General features: G+C 28.4%; 19 protein-coding genes. 16 read left to right on the forward strand and 3 right to left on the reverse strand.

Annotated elements, in window-relative coordinates:
• The first annotated feature begins 306 nt into the window (after positions 1 to 306).
• The 13 genes from infC to ychF all read left to right on the forward strand — a co-directional run bounded on the left by infC (position 307) and on the right by ychF (position 12,679).
• Complete coding sequence (infC, locus tag J4863_RS02620) at positions 307 to 840, forward strand: translation initiation factor IF-3 (protein WP_256439017.1); 534 nt, start codon at positions 307 to 309, stop codon at positions 838 to 840.
• Positions 841 to 857: 17 nt separating this feature from the next.
• Positions 858 to 1,064 carry a 50S ribosomal protein L35 gene (gene rpmI, locus J4863_RS02625; RefSeq protein ID WP_211618921.1) on the forward strand — a complete coding sequence of 69 codons (207 nt, stop codon included), beginning with the start codon at positions 858 to 860 and terminating at the stop codon, positions 1,062 to 1,064.
• 23 nt (positions 1,065 to 1,087) lie between these two features.
• Positions 1,088 to 1,432, forward strand: a complete 345-nt coding sequence (rplT, locus tag J4863_RS02630) for a 50S ribosomal protein L20 (RefSeq protein ID WP_211618922.1) — start codon at positions 1,088 to 1,090, stop codon at positions 1,430 to 1,432.
• A gap of 255 nt (positions 1,433 to 1,687) precedes the next feature.
• Entirely contained in the window at positions 1,688 to 3,076 is a 1,389-nt protein-coding gene (asnS, locus tag J4863_RS02635; protein ID WP_211619294.1) for an asparagine--tRNA ligase, read from the forward strand.
• Positions 3,077 to 3,101: 25 nt separating this feature from the next.
• The gene (locus J4863_RS02640; protein ID WP_249111557.1) at positions 3,102 to 3,848 is read left to right on the forward strand and encodes a lipopolysaccharide assembly protein LapB; all 747 of its coding nucleotides are present in this window, start codon (positions 3,102 to 3,104) and stop codon (positions 3,846 to 3,848) included.
• A 25-nt stretch (positions 3,849 to 3,873) separates the two neighbouring features.
• Positions 3,874 to 4,992, forward strand: coding sequence for a DNA-processing protein DprA (dprA, locus tag J4863_RS02645; RefSeq protein ID WP_211618923.1), 1,119 nt, complete (start codon positions 3,874 to 3,876; stop codon positions 4,990 to 4,992).
• 48 nt (positions 4,993 to 5,040) lie between these two features.
• The gene (gene topA / locus J4863_RS02650; RefSeq protein ID WP_211618924.1) at positions 5,041 to 7,488 is read left to right on the forward strand and encodes a type I DNA topoisomerase; all 2,448 of its coding nucleotides are present in this window, start codon (positions 5,041 to 5,043) and stop codon (positions 7,486 to 7,488) included.
• Positions 7,489 to 7,499: 11 nt separating this feature from the next.
• Positions 7,500 to 8,501, forward strand: coding sequence for a site-specific tyrosine recombinase/integron integrase (xerA, locus tag J4863_RS02655; RefSeq protein ID WP_211618925.1), 1,002 nt, complete (start codon positions 7,500 to 7,502; stop codon positions 8,499 to 8,501).
• 27 nt (positions 8,502 to 8,528) lie between these two features.
• Entirely contained in the window at positions 8,529 to 9,641 is a 1,113-nt protein-coding gene (gene yqeH / locus J4863_RS02660; protein WP_211618926.1) for a ribosome biogenesis GTPase YqeH, read from the forward strand.
• Between the two features lie 21 nt (positions 9,642 to 9,662).
• Positions 9,663 to 10,130 carry a competence protein ComE gene (locus J4863_RS02665; RefSeq protein WP_211618927.1) on the forward strand — a complete coding sequence of 156 codons (468 nt, stop codon included), beginning with the start codon at positions 9,663 to 9,665 and terminating at the stop codon, positions 10,128 to 10,130.
• Between the two features lie 33 nt (positions 10,131 to 10,163).
• Entirely contained in the window at positions 10,164 to 10,937 is a 774-nt protein-coding gene (locus J4863_RS02670; RefSeq protein ID WP_211618928.1) for an MBL fold metallo-hydrolase, read from the forward strand.
• Between the two features lie 12 nt (positions 10,938 to 10,949).
• Positions 10,950 to 11,507, forward strand: coding sequence for a uracil-DNA glycosylase family protein (locus J4863_RS02675; RefSeq protein WP_211618929.1), 558 nt, complete (start codon positions 10,950 to 10,952; stop codon positions 11,505 to 11,507).
• Between the two features lie 68 nt (positions 11,508 to 11,575).
• Positions 11,576 to 12,679, forward strand: a complete 1,104-nt coding sequence (gene ychF / locus J4863_RS02680) for a redox-regulated ATPase YchF (RefSeq protein WP_211618930.1) — start codon at positions 11,576 to 11,578, stop codon at positions 12,677 to 12,679.
• A gap of 180 nt (positions 12,680 to 12,859) precedes the next feature.
• Here ychF and J4863_RS02685 read toward each other — a convergent pair whose 3' ends face one another.
• Positions 12,860 to 13,444 (reverse strand): YiiX/YebB-like N1pC/P60 family cysteine hydrolase, encoded by a 585-nt coding sequence (locus J4863_RS02685; RefSeq protein ID WP_211618931.1) that lies wholly within the window; start codon positions 13,442 to 13,444, stop codon positions 12,860 to 12,862.
• Between the two features lie 183 nt (positions 13,445 to 13,627).
• Between J4863_RS02685 and rplU the strand changes: the two genes are divergently transcribed.
• From rplU to rpmA, 3 genes are read left to right on the forward strand one after another with little or no spacing between them, the layout of a single operon-like run.
• Positions 13,628 to 13,936 (forward strand): 50S ribosomal protein L21, encoded by a 309-nt coding sequence (gene rplU, locus J4863_RS02690; RefSeq protein WP_211618932.1) that lies wholly within the window; start codon positions 13,628 to 13,630, stop codon positions 13,934 to 13,936.
• Between the two features lie 24 nt (positions 13,937 to 13,960).
• Complete coding sequence (locus tag J4863_RS02695) at positions 13,961 to 14,302, forward strand: ribosomal-processing cysteine protease Prp (protein ID WP_211618933.1); 342 nt, start codon at positions 13,961 to 13,963, stop codon at positions 14,300 to 14,302.
• Complete coding sequence (gene rpmA / locus J4863_RS02700; protein ID WP_211618934.1) at positions 14,299 to 14,592, forward strand: 50S ribosomal protein L27; 294 nt, start codon at positions 14,299 to 14,301, stop codon at positions 14,590 to 14,592. Before J4863_RS02695 ends, rpmA begins: the two co-directional genes overlap by 4 nt.
• A gap of 83 nt (positions 14,593 to 14,675) precedes the next feature.
• On the opposite strand, the gene J4863_RS02705 is transcribed toward rpmA, so the two are convergent.
• Both J4863_RS02705 and J4863_RS02710 read right to left on the reverse strand, forming a co-directional pair.
• Positions 14,676 to 17,384, reverse strand: a complete 2,709-nt coding sequence (locus tag J4863_RS02705) for a PEP/pyruvate-binding domain-containing protein (protein ID WP_211618935.1) — start codon at positions 17,382 to 17,384, stop codon at positions 14,676 to 14,678.
• A gap of 118 nt (positions 17,385 to 17,502) precedes the next feature.
• On the reverse strand, positions 17,503 to 19,125 hold the full coding sequence (locus J4863_RS02710; RefSeq protein ID WP_211618936.1) for an ABC-F family ATP-binding cassette domain-containing protein: 1,623 nt from the start codon (positions 19,123 to 19,125) through the stop codon (positions 17,503 to 17,505).
• Positions 19,126 to 19,226: the final 101 nt, after the last annotated feature.

The raw sequence follows: 19,226 nt of genomic DNA on the forward strand, positions 1-19,226 counted from the left end.
AAATATGTTATTATAACTAGGTAATTAAATTAGAAGTAGAAACATTGTTTCTCACCTTTCCATCAGAAGTGGATTTTTGCTTAAAATTATAAGCAAATTAGAAATATTGATTGATTGACAATTGATATTTAAAGATTTCTTTTTTAAGAAAGAGATGAGTTAGGTATATAGTTATTTTATTTTGCAGTTTATTTTATATTTTAATATATTTAATAATCTGTTTATATAGCTATTTTGAGCAAGGTTTCTTATATCTTGTTTTTTTATTAATTATACCCAATTATTTAGGTGTAAAAAAAGTAGGAGGTGTTCTTTATAAAAGGAACTAATAAATCTAACGAACCGAGAATGAACGAGAGAATTAGAGCAAGAGAAATTAGAGTGATTGGAGACGATGGAGAACAATTTGGAATTTTGTCTGTTAATGAAGCAATTGCTTTAGCTGCAGAAAAAAATCTAGATTTAGTTGAGATTTCACCGAATGCCACACCACCTGTATGTAAAATTATGGACTATGGAAAATACAAGTATGAGAAAACAAAAAAAGATAAAGAAAATAAAAAGAAACAAAAAAATGTTGTTGTCAAAGAATTGAGAATAAAACCTCATATTGATGAACACGATAAAGAAACAAAAATTTCTCAAATTAAAAAATTCATAGAAAAAGAACATAAGGTGAAAGTAAGTTTAAGACTTACTGGAAGAGAAAGATTACATGCTGATTCAGCTATTAAAATTTTAGATGAATTTGCAAGTCATTTTGAAGAAACAGCAATTGTTGAAAAAAAATATGGGAAAGAACAAGTACAAAAATTTATATTGTTATCGCCTAAAAAGTAATTCAAGGAGGAAAGAAAATGCCAAAAATGAAAACACATAAAGGAACTAAAAAAAGAGTAAAAGTTACAGGAAGTGGAAAAGTATCAGTTAAACATTCAGGAAAAAGCCACATCTTAACTAAAAAGTCTAATAAGAGAAAGAAAAGATTAGGTCAAGACGCAATAGTTCCTAAAGGAGCAGAAAGAAAAATTAAAAAAGCATTAGCTGGGCAAGCAGGAAGATAGTTAGAAAATAAGGAGGAAAGAAAATGCCAAGAGTAAAAACAGGAATAGTTAGAAGAAAAAGACATAAAAAAGTTTTAAAAGAAGCAAAAGGTTATAGAGGAGCTATAAAAACAAATTATAAAAAAGCGAATGAAGCTGTTAAGAAAGCAATGGCTTACGCAACAGAGCATAGAAAACTTAAAAAGAGAACTATGCGTGAATTGTGGATTGTTAGAATTAACGCTGCTGCAAGATTAAATGGATTATCTTATTCTAAATTTATGAACGGATTGAAAAAAGCTGGAATTGAATTAGATAGAAAAGTTTTAGCTGACTTAGCTTTAAACAATCCTGCAGAATTTGCAAAATTAGTAGAAAAAGTAAAATAGTATTAAATAATGTAATTTATATGAAAACATCCTAAAAATATGAGTTTTAGGATGTTTTTATTTTAGATAGAAAGTGTTTATGGTTATAATTTACTATTAAAATTTTTACTCTATCAATTTGAAGATTATACTTAAAATATGTTAGATTTTATGCTATAATTAAGCGTAAAAATTAAAGAATATAATATAGAGAAAGGAGTGCATAAAAATTATTTTTTAAGAAGATTAATAAAAATAATTTGTTATGCGAAAAAAATGTTATTAGAATTAAGGGAATTACAAAAAAACACAGAGAAGTATTTAGGTCAAGAAGTGACATTAAACGGATGGGCAAAAAAAATTAGAAGTCAAAAAAACTTTGGATTTATAGAATTAAATGATGGTACATTTTTTACAGGAATTCAAGTAGTTTTTGAAGATTCATTAGAAAATTTTGAGGAAATTTCAAAATTGACGATTTCATCTTCAATAAAAGTGACAGGGATAGTTGTAGAATCACAAGGGAAAGGACAAGCATATGAAATTAAAGCAACAAAAATTGAAGTTTATGATAAAGCTGATTCAGATTATCCATTACAAAATAAAAGACATACGTTTGAGTTTTTGAGAACAATTGCTCATTTGAGACCTAGAACGAATGCTTTTTTTGCAGTTTTTAGAGTGAGATCATTGTTGGCTTATGCGATTCATAAATTTTTTCAAGAAAAAAACTTTGTTTATGTGCAAACACCGATAATTACTGGAAGTGATGCTGAAGGTGCTGGAGAAATGTTTAGATTGACTACATTGGACATTAATAATGTGCCTAGAACTGAAAAGGGAGACATTGATTTTAAACAAGATTTCTTTGGGAAAGAAGCTAATTTGACAGTGAGTGGACAATTAAACGTTGAAACATTTGCAACTGCATTTAAAAATACTTATACTTTTGGTCCTACATTTAGAGCTGAAAAATCAAATACTCCAAAGCATGCAGCAGAATTTTGGATGATGGAGCCAGAAATTGCATTTGCTGATTTAGATGTAAATATGGATGTTATTGAAGAGATGATAAAATATATTGTAAATTATGTGAGAGAAAATGCTCCAGAAGAAATGGAATTTTTCAATAAATTTGTAGATAAAGAATTATTTGCTAGATTGGATACTTTGGTAAATAATCAATTTGATAGAATTACTTATACAGAAGCGATTGAAATTTTGAAAAATGCGAAAAAAGATTTTGAATATGAAGTTGAATGGGGAATTGATTTACAAACTGAGCATGAAAGATATTTGGCTGAAGAACATTTCAAAAAACCAGTGTTTGTAACTGATTATCCTAAAGATATTAAAGCATTTTATATGAAATTAAATGAAGATGGAAAAACTGTAAGAGCAGTTGATTTATTGGCACCTGGAATTGGAGAAATTGTTGGAGGAAGCCAAAGGGAAGATGATTATGATGTTCTTTTAGGAAAAATTCATGAAATGGGATTAAAAGAAGAAGATTATTGGTGGTACTTAGACTTGAGAAAATATGGAAGTGTTCCTCACTCAGGATTTGGACTTGGATTTGACAGAATGTTAATGTACATAACTGGAATGACAAATATTAGAGACGTAATTCCGTTCCCAAGAACTACTAAAAATCTTGAATTCTAATAAAAATTAGAAATAGGAGGGAAAAATGAAGAAAATTTTGATAGGGGTAATGTCGCTATTGATGGTATCGACAGTTGTAAAAGCGAATTTATCAAGTGAAATTCAGACTTTGTCTAATCTTTTTCAACAAGGAAATTATGAATCAGCTGAAACAGTTGGAAGAGGAATTTTAAATGATTCTTCGTTAACGCCTGAAGAAAGAGCAACTGTAAATAGTATAATGAGCCAAATAGCGATAAAACAAGCGCAAAAACAGTCAAATAAAACAGAAAGTACTATGAAAAAGTCTTTTACTGATCAAAAGGTTACAGAGACTCGTGACACTGGAACAATGCCAGCTTCACCTGATGAAGATGTTTCGTCAGAAGCAAAATACAATACTTATGGAAATTTTGAAAATGCAACATTGGCTAAAAAAAGTTCAACTGCAACTTTTAAAATGAGTCAATTATATTTTAAAGATGGATTGTATGAAAAAGCTGTTAATTTGGCAAAAAAAGATACAGGCGGTGACATTAGAAATCTTTATGTTGTTGCAATTGGGTCTAGATTAATGGGAAATTATGATCAAGCGATTGATTATTATAATAGAATTTTGGCGATGTCACCAGATCAGCAAGAGGCTAAATTGGGGATTGGAATAGCGTATAAATCAAAAGGTGAGTTTTCTAAAGCGTTGGAATTTTTGAGAGAGTATGCTGAACAGAATTCTAATCAAGAAGTAGTAAAAGATATAGCAATTTTGAATGATATATTGGCAAATAAAAAATAAATAAATTAAATTGGGGGATTTAATTGTGGGTTGGTTAAATTTGAAAAAAATTGAGATGAAAAATGGTCACATTAGAAAGTTGATGAATCTCTTTTCAGATTATGAAGAATTATTTCTAGAGAAAAATTTTTCTCTTTTTAAAGATGATTTAAAAAGGGAACTTGAAAAATCTAGGAAAATTGATATAAGAGAAGAAATGGATATTTATAGTAGAAGCAAAATTAGGATAATAAGTGCAAATGATTATGAATATCCAAAAAATTTAAGAGAAGTTTCTAATTTTCCGTTATTTTTGTATGTTAAGGGGAAAAAACTGATTGAAGGAAACGTTAAGAAAACAGCAAATAAGGAAAAAACACTATTTTCAACAGAAAATGAAGAAAAAAATTACAATTTTAATAGAAATATTGCAGTGATTGGTACTAGAAGAATGACGAAAATTGGTAGAAATAATTGTGAAAAGATTGTAAAGGAACTTTTGGATTATGATATTAACTTGATAAGTGGACTGGCTGAAGGAATTGATACGATTGCTTTGAAAATGGCGGTTGAAAATCAGAATAAGGTGACTGCTGTTGTAGGAAGTGGATTAGATGTTGTGTATCCTTATGGAAATCGAGAGTTGTGGGAAAAAATAAGTGAATGTGGGACGTTGATTAGCGAATATCCAATGGGAACAAAACCACTAAAATGGAATTTTCCTCAGAGAAATCGTATAATTGCAGGATTGTCTGAAGGTATTTTAGTTGCAGAAAGTTTTAAATCTGGAGGAGCATTGATAACAGCTGAGTTGGGATTTACGCTTAACAGAGAAATTTTTGCAATACCTGGTTTTCTTAATTATCCGTCATTTGAAGGTTGTAACAATTTGATAAAGGAAAATAAGGCAAAATTGGTGACTTCAGCAGATGATATTGCGAAAGAATTTTTGTGGGATTTAAGCAAGAAAAATAGTAAGATAGAAAAGTTAACAGAAGATGAAGAGCTGGTGTTTAGATTATTAGTAGAGGAAATGAATGTTGAGGAGATTTCTAATAAAATCCCAGAATTTCCAGTCAAAAAATTATTTTCTGTACTAATGAGTTTAAAGATAAAGGGATTAATAGTAGAAACAGGAGTAACAAAATTTTTAAAAATAGTGTAATTTGTAGGATAAAAAAGTATAATAGAAAGAAATATTGAGGTGATAAACTTGGCGAAAAAACTTGTAATAGTAGAGTCGCCTTCTAAGGCTAAAACTATTGAAAAAATATTAGGTAGAAATTATGAAGTGACGGCATCTTATGGGCATGTGATTGATTTGCCAAAAACGAAAATAGGAATAGATGTTGATAATAATTTTGAGCCTAAATACCAAGTGATTAAAGGGAAAGGTGAGCTTTTAAAGAAATTGAAGGAAAAATCTAAAAAGGCTCCTACCGTGTATCTGGCATCCGATCAGGATAGAGAAGGAGAGGCTATTGCTTGGCATATATCAAATTATATAAAACAACCTGATAAAATTAAAAGAATTGAATTTAACGAGATAACTAAAACAGCAATTAATAATGCAATAAAAAATCCAAGAAATATTAATGAAAATCTGGTAAATGCACAACAAGCGAGAAGATTACTAGATAGAATAGTGGGTTATAAAATAAGTCCATTACTTTGGCAAACGATAAATAGAAATGCTAGTGCTGGTCGTGTTCAGTCTGTTGCATTAAAATTGATTTGTGACTTGGAAGATGAAATAAAAAGTTTTGTTCCAAAAAAATATTGGGAAGTGAACGCAGTTTTAAAAAATGATATAAAACTGAATCTTGTTGAAATTTTAAAGGAGAAAGTTGATAAAATTTTCGACGAAGAAGTAGTAAAAAAATTGAAAAAAGATTTAGAAAATGAAAGTTTGACGTTGGATAAAATTGAGATTAAGAAAAAAAGTCAAAGACCACCGTTAGTTTTTAAAACGAGTACATTGCAACAATTGGCTTCCTCATATTTAGGATTTGGTGCGAAAAAAACAATGAGCGTAGCACAGCAATTGTATGAAGGGCTTGTGATAGATGGCGAAAATAAAGGGTTAATTACATATATGAGAACGGATTCTACGAGAGTTTCTGTAGATGCAATGAATATGGCTAAAGATTATATAACTAAAAATTTTGGAAAACAGTATGTTGGAAATTATGTTGTGAAAAAATCTAAAGGGAATATTCAAGATGCACATGAAGGAATAAGACCGTCGTATATTAAGTTAGAACCTGATAAAATAAAAAACAATTTGACAAATGATCAGTATAAGTTATATAAATTGATATGGGATAGATTTTTGGTTTCGCAATTTGCAGCTATGAAGTATGAACAAATGAAGATAGAAGCTGTAAATGGCGATTATAGATTTAGAGGGACAATAAATAAAGTACTTTTTGATGGATATTACAAGATTTTTAAAGATGAAGATGAGATAAAGACTGAAGATTTTCCAGAAATGAAAGAGGGAGATGTTTATCCAATTGAGCAGTTAAATATTCAGGAAGGAATAACAAAAGCTCCAGCGAGATTTTCTGAAGCAACTTTAGTAAAAAAATTGGAGGCAGAAGGAATTGGGCGTCCGTCGACGTATGCTTCTATTGTTGAGACTTTGAAGGCTAGAGAGTATGTTGAAATTATTGAGAAAAGATTTTATCCGACAAATTTAGGATATGAAGTGAAAGATGAACTTGAAAAACATTTTAAAGATATCATGAATGTTAAATTTACAGCGAATATGGAAGAAAAATTAGATGAAGTTGAAGAAGGTAGCATTGAGTGGGTCCAGCTGTTAAGAGAGTTTTATGATGCGTTGGAAAAAAATATAGAAGTTTATGAAAAAGAAATAGAAGAAATTCAAAATAGAAGGATTGTTTCTGACGTAATGGATTCTAGTGGTAATCCGATGGTATTAAAAACTGGAATTTTTGGAAAATATTTAATTTCGGAAACTAATTCTAATGAAAAAATAACATTGAAAGGAATTCAAGTTGATCCAAAACAAATTGAAGAGGGTAAAATCACTGTAAAAAAAGAAGTTGAGGAAACCCAAAAGAAAAAGAAAGGAATTCCAACAGACTTCTTTACTGAGAACAATAAAAGATATTTGCTGAAAACTGGAAGATATGGAGAATATCTTGAAAGTGAAGATTATGAAAATGATGAAAAGAGAATGGCGTTACCATTACCTTTGAAACAGAAGTATAAAAAAGATACGCTTATTGAAATAGACGGTGTTTTACAAATAAAAAATGAGTTGGAAAAGATTTTGGAAGAAGACAAGAAAATAATAGAAGAAGCTGGAGTTTGTGAGTTTTGTGGACGACCTTATGAGATTAAAAATGGACGTTTTGGAAAATTTTTGGCGTGTACTGGGTATCCAGAATGTAAAACGATAAAAAATATAAAAACTGGGAAAGTTACTAGAACAGTAGATGATGGTGAGGATGAAAGTTCAAAAAAAGGTAAGGCTACTAAAAAGACTACTAAATCTACTAAATCTGCTAAAAGTAAGGCAAAAACAACAAAAGCTAAAAAAACTACAAAATCAAAAACAACATCGACTAAAACTAAAACAACAAAAACTACAAGGAAAAAGAAAACTAGTTCTGATTCTGATAGCGAATAGAGAGGTTTTGTATGGATAGTTCTAAAGATAAGAAAAAAAATGAAGAAATTTTAGAAGAAACCTATGAAAATTACAAAGATATAGAAAATCTTATGTTTTTTGTTGATAAATATTTATATTATGAGGAAGTTATTTTAGGAAAAAGTTCTAATACAATAAGAAGCTACAGAAGAGATATATTGCAGTTTATGGAATATATTGATGAATATGAGGAAATAAGGACTTTTGAAGATGTGGAAATGCTGACAATTAGATCGTTTATTGCGTATTTGAATTCTGATGAAAGATTGAAAAAAAAGAAGAATGCTAAAGTCGTTTCAAAAAGAAGTATTAATAGAAAAATTTCAGCATTGAGGACGTTTTTTAAGTATTTACAAGAGAAAAAAGTTATTCAAACGAATAAAGTAATGTATGTGAATATGCCAAAGTTTGAGAAGGAATTGCCGAATGTATTGAGTAAAGATGACTTGAATAAGATGAGAAGTGTCATTAATACTGAAAAAATTACGGGAATTCGTGATAGATTGATAATAGAATTACTTTATTCGAGTGGAATTCGTGCTAGTGAGTTGATAAATTTGAATGAGTATGTGATTGATTTTAATGAGCGAGAAATGAGAATTGTTGGAAAAGGTGACAAAGAGAGAATTACTTTTTTTAGTCGGAATGCAAAAAAATGGTTGGAAAAGTATATTGAAGAGAAAAAGAAAGAGTATAAAAACTATAGTAAAGAAATTTTAATTACAAATAGCAAAGGGAAAAAACTGACAACTCGTTCTTTACGACGTCTCATTTCAAACCATGCAACTGAAGCAGGGTTACAAAAAGAAGTGACACCTCATGTATTTAGACATTCATTTGCAACAGAACTTTTGAATAATGGTGTGGATATTAGATATTTGCAAGAGTTGTTGGGACATAGCAGTATTTCGACAACGCAAGTGTACACGCATGTGAGTAAATCTTTCTTGAGAAGTATCTACATGAGTACTCATCCATTCGCAAATGAATAGAAGAGTTAAATTTATTAAGGAGAAAAAATGTTAAAAAAGAAATGTATAGGCTGTGGTGTTGAACTACAGTTTGAAGATAAGACAAAAGAAGGGTATGTTCCAGAAGAAAAATTTGTTACTGAAGAAAATTTGCTTTGTCAAAGATGTTTTAAAATAAAAAATTATGGACAAAATTTAGAGCATAGTTTTGATAAAGAAGATTACTTGAAGGAAGTAACGGAGAATGTAAAAAAATCAGATGTGATAATACCGATTTTTGATATAATTGATTTTGAAGGTTCGTTTACTGAAGAAATTTTGGATTATTTGAGAGATTATCGTTCTATAGTTGTGATTAATAAAATTGATTTATTGCCAGATTTTGTTCATCCGACAGAAATTGCGAATTGGGTAAAACGAAGATTGGCAGAGGAAGATATTGTTCCAGATGACATTGCATTTGTGAGTGCGAAAAATAAATATGGAGTTAATGGAATTATTAGAAAAATAAAGACATTATTTCCTAATAAAAAGGTTAAAGCTACTGTTTTAGGTGTTTCAAATGTTGGAAAATCTTCAGTAATTAATTTGCTATTGGGAAATAAAAGAATTACAACTTCCAAATATTCTGGAACAACGTTAAAATCGATTAATAATAAAATTCCGAATACGGAGATAACAATAATTGATACGCCAGGATTAATACCAGATGGTAGAATTTCTGATTTAATAAAAGTGGAAACTGGGTTGAAATTGGTTCCAGCTGGTGAAATTTCCAGAAAAACATTTAAATTAGATGCAGGACAAGTATTTATGTTTGATGTTTTCTGTAGATTTAAGATATTGGAAACTGGTTCTGATACAAAGCCAATATTTTCAGCGTATTCTTCAAAAGATGTAAAATATCATACAACTAGAGAGGAAAGAGTTCAAGAGTTGATTGATAAAGGATTTTTTAAGATCTTGAATGGATACGAGAGAGAAATGTATTTTCAAAATGAATTTTATACACAAGTGATTGAATTGGAAGAAAATGAAGAATTGGCGATTGCTGGATTAGGCTGGATAAATGTAAAAAGAGGTCCATTAAAAATTGAGTTAACAGCACCAAAAGATGTAAAAATTGTTGTTAGACCAGGAATTTTTAAGGCTAAAAAATAAATAAATGGAGTAAATTGAGATATGAGTTATGACAATAATGTTTCAACAAAGAAAAAAATAAAAAAAATAGTAAATGGAATTATTTCTATGGCTATTGTGATTATAATTTCAGGAATTGTAGTTTTGAATATGTATGCTACGAAAGTAAATAAATTAAAGGAAGCAGATATTAAAGTAGAAACTATAAAATTGGAAAATGCTATAAAAGATTATAAATCGAGAACAGGTTCATTTCCAGCATTAAAGGGAAATGAAAACAATTTAAAAGCATTAAAAAGTACTGATAATTTATATGATTTTGCGATATTGTATGGAGAGAATAAACTTTATGAAATACCAGAAAATTTAGTAAAAAATGTTGTGAGAACGAATAAAATTGTTGAAAAGCAAGATAATACTGGTGGTTGGGTTTATGATCAAATGAAGGGTGAAATAAAACCTAATATTGAAATCGGGAAACCAAGTAAACCTAAAAAACAAAAAAAATAAATTAAAAAGTAAAGAAAGTTGGAGATAGAAAAAATGAAGTTTTCGAGCTTAGGAAGTGGGAGCAGTGGAAATTCTAGCTTTGTTCAAATGGGGAGTAAAAAATTTTTGATTGATGCTGGTTTTAGTGGGAAAAAAATTTCTGAAAAATTGAATAATATTAAAGTTAGGCCAGAAGATATTAATGGGATTTTTGTTACTCATGAGCATAGCGATCATATACAAGGATTAGGGATTGTTTCTCGAAGATACGATATTCCGATATATATTCACGAGGTAACGTATAGAGAAGTGCAAGAGAAAATTGGTAAAATAGATCCAAAAAATCTTAATTTTATTAAAGGTGATAAGACAATTATTGGAGATTGTGTTATTAATAATTTTGAGGTAATGCACGATGCTGTAAAGTGTTTGGGATACACGTTTGAATATGAGGATAAAAAATTATCGTATGCAAGTGATGTTGGATGTGTCAATAATATAATCAAGGAGAACTTGAAAAATAGTGATGTAATCGTATTAGAAAGCAATTATGATTATAATATGTTAATGACAGGGCCTTATCATTGGGAATTGAAAAATCGTGTAAAAGGACGAAATGGACATTTATCAAACTCTGAAGCATCGAAATTAATTGCACAAGTTCTATGTAAAAAATTAAAAAAGATTTATTTAATGCATATTAGTAAAGACAACAATACCCCAGAATTAGCGTACAATTCGCTATATAGTATTTTAGAGCGTGAAAATAAAGAGGATTTAGAAATTGAAATTATTACAGAAGAGCAAACTAAAATGTATAGTTTGTGAGGAGTCAAGAAAATGTGGAAAGATTTAGAAATAGAAGTCGATTTATGTAGCGATTGTAATTTAAGGAAAATTACGAAAAATTCAATTTTGGGAGAAGGCGATAGAGAAGCTTCGGTTATGATTTTATTGGATAGTATTAGCACTGAAGAAGATGATCAAAAGGAACTGTTGATAGATGAGAATGGTAAATATTTAAAAAAATTTTTTAAATTTGCGAAATTAGATATAAATAAATGTTACCTTACAACTTTGACAAAATGTAGTGCACGTGGAGATATGGTCGATGGAAAATGTATTATGAAATGTAAAAATTTTTTGATTGCTCAAATTGCATTAATTAATCCAGAATTTATTATAACAGTTGGAGATAGACCAACAAAGTTGCTTTTAAAAAATAAAGAAGATATTAGAATGTTGGTTGGGAATGCATACGAATATATTGGTGGTATAAAAGTTGTACCGATATATGATGTGCAATATTTATTGAGAGCAAGTGATAAGGAAAAATGGAAAGTGGTAAGAGTTTTGGAAGCAGTAGTAGATAGTATGAAAAAATTAATAAGTGATTAAAGATTAGAGTAAATAAAGAATAGAGAAAGGAGAGTATGATAAATATTTATTTATCATGCAAAAAATAAATGATAGGAATAGGAATAGTAGGATTACCAAATGTAGGAAAATCGACATTGTTTAATGCGATTACAAAAACACAAAATGCAGAGGCAGCAAATTATCCGTTTGCAACAATTGAGCCAAATGTAGGATTAGTTAGTGTGCCAGATCCAAGATTAGATAATTTGGCAAAAATAATAAATCCTCAAAGAACATTGGGAGCGACAGTTGAGTTTGTTGATATTGCTGGGCTTGTAAAAGGTGCTTCAAAAGGAGAAGGATTAGGGAATCAATTTTTATCAAATATAAGAAATACAGCGGCTATTTGTCAAGTTGTTAGATGTTTTGATGATGATAATATTATTCACGTTGAAGGAAGCGTTGATCCGATTAGAGACATTGAAACAATTAATGCAGAGTTGATTTTTTCTGATATGGATACAGTTGATAGAGCAATTCAAAAGAATCAAAAATTGGCAAGAGGTGGAAATGCTGAAGGTAAAGAATTATTGGCTGTATTAGAAAGATGTAAAGCTCATTTGGAAGAGTTCAAATTATTGAAAACATTGAATTTCACTCAAAGAGAAGAAGATTTGATTAGAGTTTATCAATTTTTAACAATAAAACCAATGATGTTTGCAGCAAATATTTCTGAAGATGATTTGACTCAAGGAATTGAAAATGATTATGTTAAAAAAGTAAGAGAATTTGCAGCAGAACATGATAGTGAAGTTGTAACTTTTTCGGCAAAAGTTGAAGCAGAATTGATTGAGATTGAAGATGAAGAAGAAAGACAAATGTTTATCGAAGAATTAGGAATTACAGAACCTAGCTTAAACAGATTAATTAGAGGTGGTTTCAAATTATTAGGATTAATCACGTACTTTACAGCTGGAGAAAAAGAAGTAAGAGCTTGGACAATAAAAAAAGGAACTCTTGCACCAAAAGCAGCTTCGGAAATTCATTCTGATATTGAAAAAGGATTCATAAGAGCAGAAGTTGTTTCATTCGACAAGTTTATTGAGTATAATGGATGGGCAGGTTCTAAAGAAAAAGGAGCAATGCGTCTTGAAGGTAAAGAATATGTTGTAAATGATGGAGATGTAATGTTCTTTAGATTTAATGTATAATTTATACTCAAAACTATTTAAATTATGTAAATTTAAGGGTTAAGTAAAATAGTCATAGTTTTAGCGCTTAGTTTTAAAGTAGTTTTAGAATAATAATAAATAAAAAAAGAAAATATTTTTAAATAAAAAATACGCCATTTTATTTGTGAAAAACATGAATAGTGGCGTATTTTAAATTAATTATTCATATAAATCAATATTTTCTAAAAGTGGTGATTCTAAAATATCAAAAGGCATAACCATTCCTCCACCATTTGAATCCAAATCAACATTTCTTCCGACATCTATACCAGCTTTTTTAAATACGAGATAAACAAATTGTGAACAATAAAGTCGTTTATCAAAAGTTTTGTTAAAAGTAATTCCGTAAGGTTTTGTCAGAGTTTTATCAATCTCTTTAAATAGTGCACTTCTAAAATCATCATCAATATTTTTTAAACGCATTACAGAAACTTGTCTGTTAATTGCTCGCCAAGAATAAATTGGACTTTCACTATAACCTATCGAATAGGAAGGAAATTCAACTATTTTCCTGTTTTCATTAATAATAGCTGCATGTCCCCACATTGAACGTAACGTAGGCTCTTTAGATAAAATTAAAATATCTCCAGGTTTTAATTTATCAGATTTTTCAACTAATTCCTTAGTCGAATACCACTTGTAATTTGGAACAATAGACTGGCAAGAAATAGCCATTATCATCATTACAAGCAATAGAATAATTTTTTTTATCTTCGATTCTATATTTGGAAAACTATAAATCATAAAAACTCCTTTCTAAAAGATAATATGTTACATTATAACGAAAAGAAGAGAAAAAATCTAGTTTTTTTTAAAATTTTTTGAAGTTGACAAAAATTTAAAATTATAGTATAATAAATGAAGTACGCATAGGTTGGGTGGCTAATACCTGCACTTAGCGATTTTAAAATTTTGGAGGTGAACAGAATGTTTGCAGTAATTAAAACAGGTGGAAAACAATATAAAGTTGAAGTTGGAACTGTATTAAAAGTTGAAAAATTAGCTGCTGAAGTAAATTCAGATGTTGAAATTAAAGAAGTTCTATTGGTGGGAGAAGGAGATAACGTTAAAGTTGGAACTCCAGTAGTAGAAGGAGCTACAGTTGTAGCAACAGTTAAAGAACACGGAAAAGGTGATAAAAAAATCAACTTTAAATATAACAAAAAAACTTATTATAGAAAAAAAGGACATAGACAATCATTCACAACTATTGAAGTTAAATCAATAAATGCGTAATAATTGAGAAATGTCGTGATTTGAATGATAGAAATAAAAATTCAAAGAAAAAATGATAAAATTGTTCATTTTGAAATTAGAGGACATGCTAATTCAAGTGAATATGGACAAGATATAGTTTGTGCGGCTATTTCTTCTGTTTCACAAATGACATTAAATGGTCTTCTTGAAGTATTAGAATTTAAAAATTTGAAGTATGAAGAAAAAGAAGGATACATAGTTTGTGATTTAGAAAATTCTGATTTGACAGAAGATGAACGTGAAAAAGCATTTATCTTAACAGAATCAATGTATAAATATATTGAAGAAGTAGCAAAAGCTTATAAAAAATATGTGAAATTAACAATTAAGGAGGTTAGAAAATGATATTAAAATTAAACTTACAGTTATTTGCCTCAAAAAAAGGACAAGGATCAACTAGAAATGGTAGGGATTCAAATCCTAAATATTTAGGAGTAAAAAAATACGACGGTGAATTAGTAAAAGCTGGAAATATTATCGTAAGACAAAGAGGAACTAAATTCTATGCAGGAACAAATGCTGGATTAGGAAAAGATTATACATTATTCGCTTTAACAGATGGATATGTAAAATTTGAAAATTTCGGAAAAGGTAAAAAAAGAATTAGTATTTACCCTGAAAGAGCAGAAGCTTAATTAATTAAAATTAAATATTGAAAATAAAAGAGATTATTTCAAAATTCAATCATTTTGAGATAGTCTCTTTATTTAGGTTAGTATTATTCTTTGGAAGTTTTTTTTAAGTCGATTTTATGTATAATTCCAGTACTTCCATCGAATTCTATGTAATCGCCAGTTTTTAGTAATTGAGTTGCATTTGAGACACCGACAATAGATGGAATTCCTAATTCTCGAGAAATAATGGCACTGTGAGAAAGAAGACTTCCAACTTCGACAATAAGTCCTTTTAACAATGGAAAAACCATAACCCAGCTAGGATCAGTAGATTTTGTTACTACGATGTCATCTTTTTCTATTTTTTCATTTGCAGGATTTGCAATTACTTTGATAAAACCTCTCACAATTCCTTTACTACAAGGCGTTCCTCTTAATAAATTTTTCTTTTCATCATGTTGTATAATTTCTGAAGATGTTAAATCTTGAAAAAAGAAATTTTCTCCAATAAATCCTTTTGTTAAAAAACGATTCGGAAGAGGTGTTAATTGTTTGTAAATATCATAATTCTTTTTTCGTATTTCAATAATTTTTTTTATATTTGTGTCAATTATAGAAGCATTTATTAATCCGAAAATTTCATTTGTAGTCATATAAAAAATATCTCGCTCATTATTTATAATATTACTATTTTTTAGATAAATTCCAATTTGTTTAAATATGTTTTTGGCAAGAGCAAAAACGATAGTTCGCTGAAATCTTAATTTTTCACGTATTTTAATAAATTTTTGTGCATAAAAAATTGATATTTTTAATAGAAATTTTTTGAAAATATTAATTTTGATATTTTTGTAAATATTTTTTTGTTCTGTTGAAATATCAGTTTCCTCCTTAGAATTTTCATTATTTTTTAGAGAAAGTGAATAAATCATTTCAAGTAAAAATATTGGATTTTCTTTTAAAGTCAATGATTCCAGCTTTAATTCATAAATCGCTCGGTTTCCAAATTTATCTAAATATTCGTTTAAAAGTTCATTAAATTTAGAATTTTTTGTGAAAATGTCTTTCTTTTCTGTAATAATATTTTTTACTTCTTCTTGTAAAGTTGTATCTTTTTTTAAGAGAAAACTCAATTTTTCAATATATTTTGCGGGTTCGACACTAATGATATCTTTTCCTTTTTGAGAAATAAGAATGTTATGAATTTCATCAGCATTTGTTTTTATAAATTTATCTGTTAATTTTTTTGAAATTCCAAACCAAACCATTACTAGAAAATCATTTGATATAGAGACATTCCATTTTTTAAGAAGTTTATTTTCAAGTAAATCATAATAATTTTTCAATTCAGAAATATTCATTTTAGCAATTTTTTCTTCATTATTTTTAGTGTTTTCTTCAATCATTTGACAGAATTTTTTTGCACGATAATTTATAAAAAACATATTCAAAAATAGGAAAAATCCAGCTTTTATTTTTTTTGTAAAACTAAGAAATTTTTCAAACGAATTCATATTTTTGTAAGCATCAGTCAAATTTTCTTCAAAATTTATTCCCTTTAATTCGTCAGTTACTCCGAGCATTTGTTCCATGAAAGTATTATTTTTCTTAGCATTTGGAACAAGAAGCAACATTTTGTACCAGTTAATAAGATTATTATAAATTCGCCCATTCAAGATACCAAGCATATTATCAAAAACAGGGTTATAATAATTGATTATTTTTTTTGAAACACCAATAATTTCAGCAAACTGTTTGTAAACTTCTGTGTAAGCATTTTTTGCAAAGCTAAATGTTAGAGGTAAAGTGATTTCAGGGAAACTTTCGATAACGTTACCATTGTCCCAAATAATCGTATTGGAATCATTTAAAATTTGATTATTATTAGTTTTGAAAGTTGTAATTGGTCTAGATTGTAAGATATAAAGAGAATTATTTTCATAGGCCCATTCGATATCTTGAGGTAAAGAATATAATTTCTCAATGTTTATTATGTTTTCGGTAAGTTTTTTTAATTCATTTTCATTTAAAACTTCACTCGAATCATTTATTTCTTCAAGTTTAATTGTTTTTTTATCATAATCAAAATTTTGTTTTACAGTTTTTTCTTTAATTTTTTTGCTTAAAATTTTAAAATTTTTATCTAAAACAAATAAATCTCCACTTTCAATACCGTCAACGAGAGAATTTCCCAATCCAAAAGTTGCAGAAATTACTATTTCATTTTTATTTTGATTAACAGGATTTGCACTAAAAGCTATTCCAGATTTTTTAGAATTCACCATTTTTTGGACAATAATAGCAGGAACATTAATTTTATTATTAATTTTTTGCTCTTTTCGATATTTCATAATATGATCTGAAAATGAAGAAATCCATATTTTTTTAATATTTTGAAGAACTTCCTCTTTTTTGATATACAAAAATGTCTCAAACTGACCAGCAAATGAGAATGAATCGCTATCTTCTTCAATCGAAGACGAACGAACAGCATAATATTCATCATTTTTCAAATAAGAATAAAGCTCTTTCAAAAATTCATTTTCAAAAGTATGGTCTTCAATAATATCTTTTATTTTTTGCAATAAGTTTTTGCTATTATTGTTATTAATTACATCATTCCAATCGTAAATATTCAGAGATTTATTAATTTTAGAAAAAATTATTTTCTCAAAATATTCGTTGCTAATAACAAAAAAATATGGAACATTAAATCCATTTTTCAACAAGTCATTTAGATTTTGAGCTTTTTTACCAATTTTGATATTTTCTTTATAACCATTATTTTCGGAAATATCGTAGATATATTTCATATTGACCTCCAGTTTCTACTTTTTTCTTCATAACTAAAAATAAAAAAGGTTAATAATTGAAAATAACCTTTTTTACATTTTTCCTAAATTTTTAGATTACCAAAATATTAAATAAAATTTATTTACCATATAATTCTTCTAATCTATCTTGAACTTTTTCATCGTTTAAATAATCATCATATTCCATTTCTTTTTCAAGAATTCCATTAGGTGTGATTTCAATAATTTTTGTTGCAACTGTTTGGATAAACTCGTGGTCGTGAGTAGTGAATAAAACAGTTCCGTCAAATCTTTCCAATGATTTATTTAATGAAGTAATTGATTCCAAATCCAAGTGATCTGTAGGATTATCAAGCATTAAAACGTTTGCACCAGATAACATCATTCTTGACAACATACATCTAACTTTTTCTCCTCCAGATAAAACTTTAGCTGATTTTTTAGCTTCTTCACCCGAGAAAAGCATTCTTCCTAAAAATCCTCTTACATATTGTTCGTCTTGATCTTTAGAAAATTGTCTTAACCAATCAATTAATGATAAATCAACATCTTCAAAATATTCTGAATTATCTTTAGGGAAATAGCTTTGTGAAGTTGTAATTCCCCATTCGTAAGTTCCTGAATCAGGTTCCATTTCACCTGCTAAAATTTGGAATAAAGTAGTTTTAGCGATATCATTTCTTGATAAAAGAACAACTTTATCTCCAGTATTTATTGTGAATGAAACATTTTCAAAGATTTTTTCTCCATCAATTGTTTTACTTAAATTTTCAACTTTCAATAAGTTATTTCCAGCTTCTCTGTCTGGTTTGAATTCAATATAAGGATATTTTCTGTTAGAAACTTGCATATCCTCGAATTGTAATTTTTCCAATTGTTTTTTACGGCTTGTTGCTTGTTTAGATTTTGAAGCATTTGCAGAGAATCTTGCGATGAAATCTTGTAATTCTTTTTTCTTTTGCTCCATTTTTTTATTTTGGTTTCTAATTAATTCTTGCATTAATTGGTTTGATTCGTACCAGAAATCATAGTTTCCAACGAACATTTTAATTTTTCCATAGTCGATATCAGCAATGTGAGTACAAACTTTATTTAAAAAGTGTCTGTCATGCGAAACAACTAAAACAGTTGTGTTTTCCAAATCCATTAAGAAATCTTCCAACCATTTTACAGCGTGTAAATCAAGTCCATTTGTAGGCTCATCTAATAATAAAATATCAGGATTACCAAAAATAGCTTGTGCCAATAAAACTTTTACTTTTTCAGGTTCCGTTAATTCTTTCATTAATTTGTGATGTAAATCAGGACCAATTCCTAATCCAATTAAGAATTTTTCTGCATTTGTTTCAGCGTCCCAACCGTCTAATTCAGCGAATTCCCCTTCTAATTCAGACGCTAATATTCCGTCTTCTTCAGTAAATTCTTCTTTAGAGTAAAGTTTCTCTTTTTGTTTCATAATATCGTATAATTTTGCATGTCCCATCATTACAACGTTTAAAACTTCCTCATCTTCGTAAGCAAAGTGATCTTGTTTTAAGAATGATAATCTTTTACCTTTGTCAATAATAACTTCTCCAGAAGTTGAATCCATTTCTCCAGTTAGGATTTTTAAAAATGTAGATTTTCCAGCTCCATTAGGACCGATTATACCGTAACAGTTTCCTGGTGTGAATTTTATGTCAACTTCATCGAAAAGTTTTCTTCCACCAAACTGAACTGATAAGTTACTAGTTGATATCAATTAAATTCCTCCTTAAATTTTATACTTTAATTTATATTACCTATATTATATCAAAAAAAGTCGATTAAATAAACAAAAATTATAAATAAATATATAAATAT

The organism is Leptotrichia sp. oral taxon 221 (genome assembly GCF_018128245.1).
GTDB lineage: Bacteria > Fusobacteriota > Fusobacteriia > Fusobacteriales > Leptotrichiaceae > JABCPH02.

Excerpts from the sequence above, each read along its gene's own strand:
- J4863_RS02665 (WP_211618927.1), top strand. The coding sequence starts at position 9,663 with ATGAGTTATGACAATAATGTTTCAACAAAGAAAAAAATAAAAAAAATA.
- J4863_RS02685 (WP_211618931.1), bottom strand. The coding sequence starts at position 13,444 with ATGATTTATAGTTTTCCAAATATAGAATCGAAGATAAAAAAAATTATT.
- rplU (WP_211618932.1), top strand. The coding sequence starts at position 13,628 with ATGTTTGCAGTAATTAAAACAGGTGGAAAACAATATAAAGTTGAAGTT.
- rplT (WP_211618922.1), top strand. The coding sequence starts at position 1,088 with ATGCCAAGAGTAAAAACAGGAATAGTTAGAAGAAAAAGACATAAAAAA.
- rpmI (WP_211618921.1), top strand. The coding sequence starts at position 858 with ATGCCAAAAATGAAAACACATAAAGGAACTAAAAAAAGAGTAAAAGTT.
- J4863_RS02640 (WP_249111557.1), top strand. The coding sequence starts at position 3,102 with ATGAAGAAAATTTTGATAGGGGTAATGTCGCTATTGATGGTATCGACA.
- J4863_RS02670 (WP_211618928.1), top strand. The coding sequence starts at position 10,164 with ATGAAGTTTTCGAGCTTAGGAAGTGGGAGCAGTGGAAATTCTAGCTTT.
- asnS (WP_211619294.1), top strand. The coding sequence starts at position 1,688 with ATGTTATTAGAATTAAGGGAATTACAAAAAAACACAGAGAAGTATTTA.
- ychF (WP_211618930.1), top strand. The coding sequence starts at position 11,576 with ATGATAGGAATAGGAATAGTAGGATTACCAAATGTAGGAAAATCGACA.
- J4863_RS02695 (WP_211618933.1), top strand. The coding sequence starts at position 13,961 with ATGATAGAAATAAAAATTCAAAGAAAAAATGATAAAATTGTTCATTTT.
- J4863_RS02675 (WP_211618929.1), top strand. The coding sequence starts at position 10,950 with ATGTGGAAAGATTTAGAAATAGAAGTCGATTTATGTAGCGATTGTAAT.
- rpmA (WP_211618934.1), top strand. The coding sequence starts at position 14,299 with ATGATATTAAAATTAAACTTACAGTTATTTGCCTCAAAAAAAGGACAA.
- J4863_RS02705 (WP_211618935.1), bottom strand. The coding sequence starts at position 17,384 with ATGAAATATATCTACGATATTTCCGAAAATAATGGTTATAAAGAAAAT.
- yqeH (WP_211618926.1), top strand. The coding sequence starts at position 8,529 with ATGTTAAAAAAGAAATGTATAGGCTGTGGTGTTGAACTACAGTTTGAA.
- xerA (WP_211618925.1), top strand. The coding sequence starts at position 7,500 with ATGGATAGTTCTAAAGATAAGAAAAAAAATGAAGAAATTTTAGAAGAA.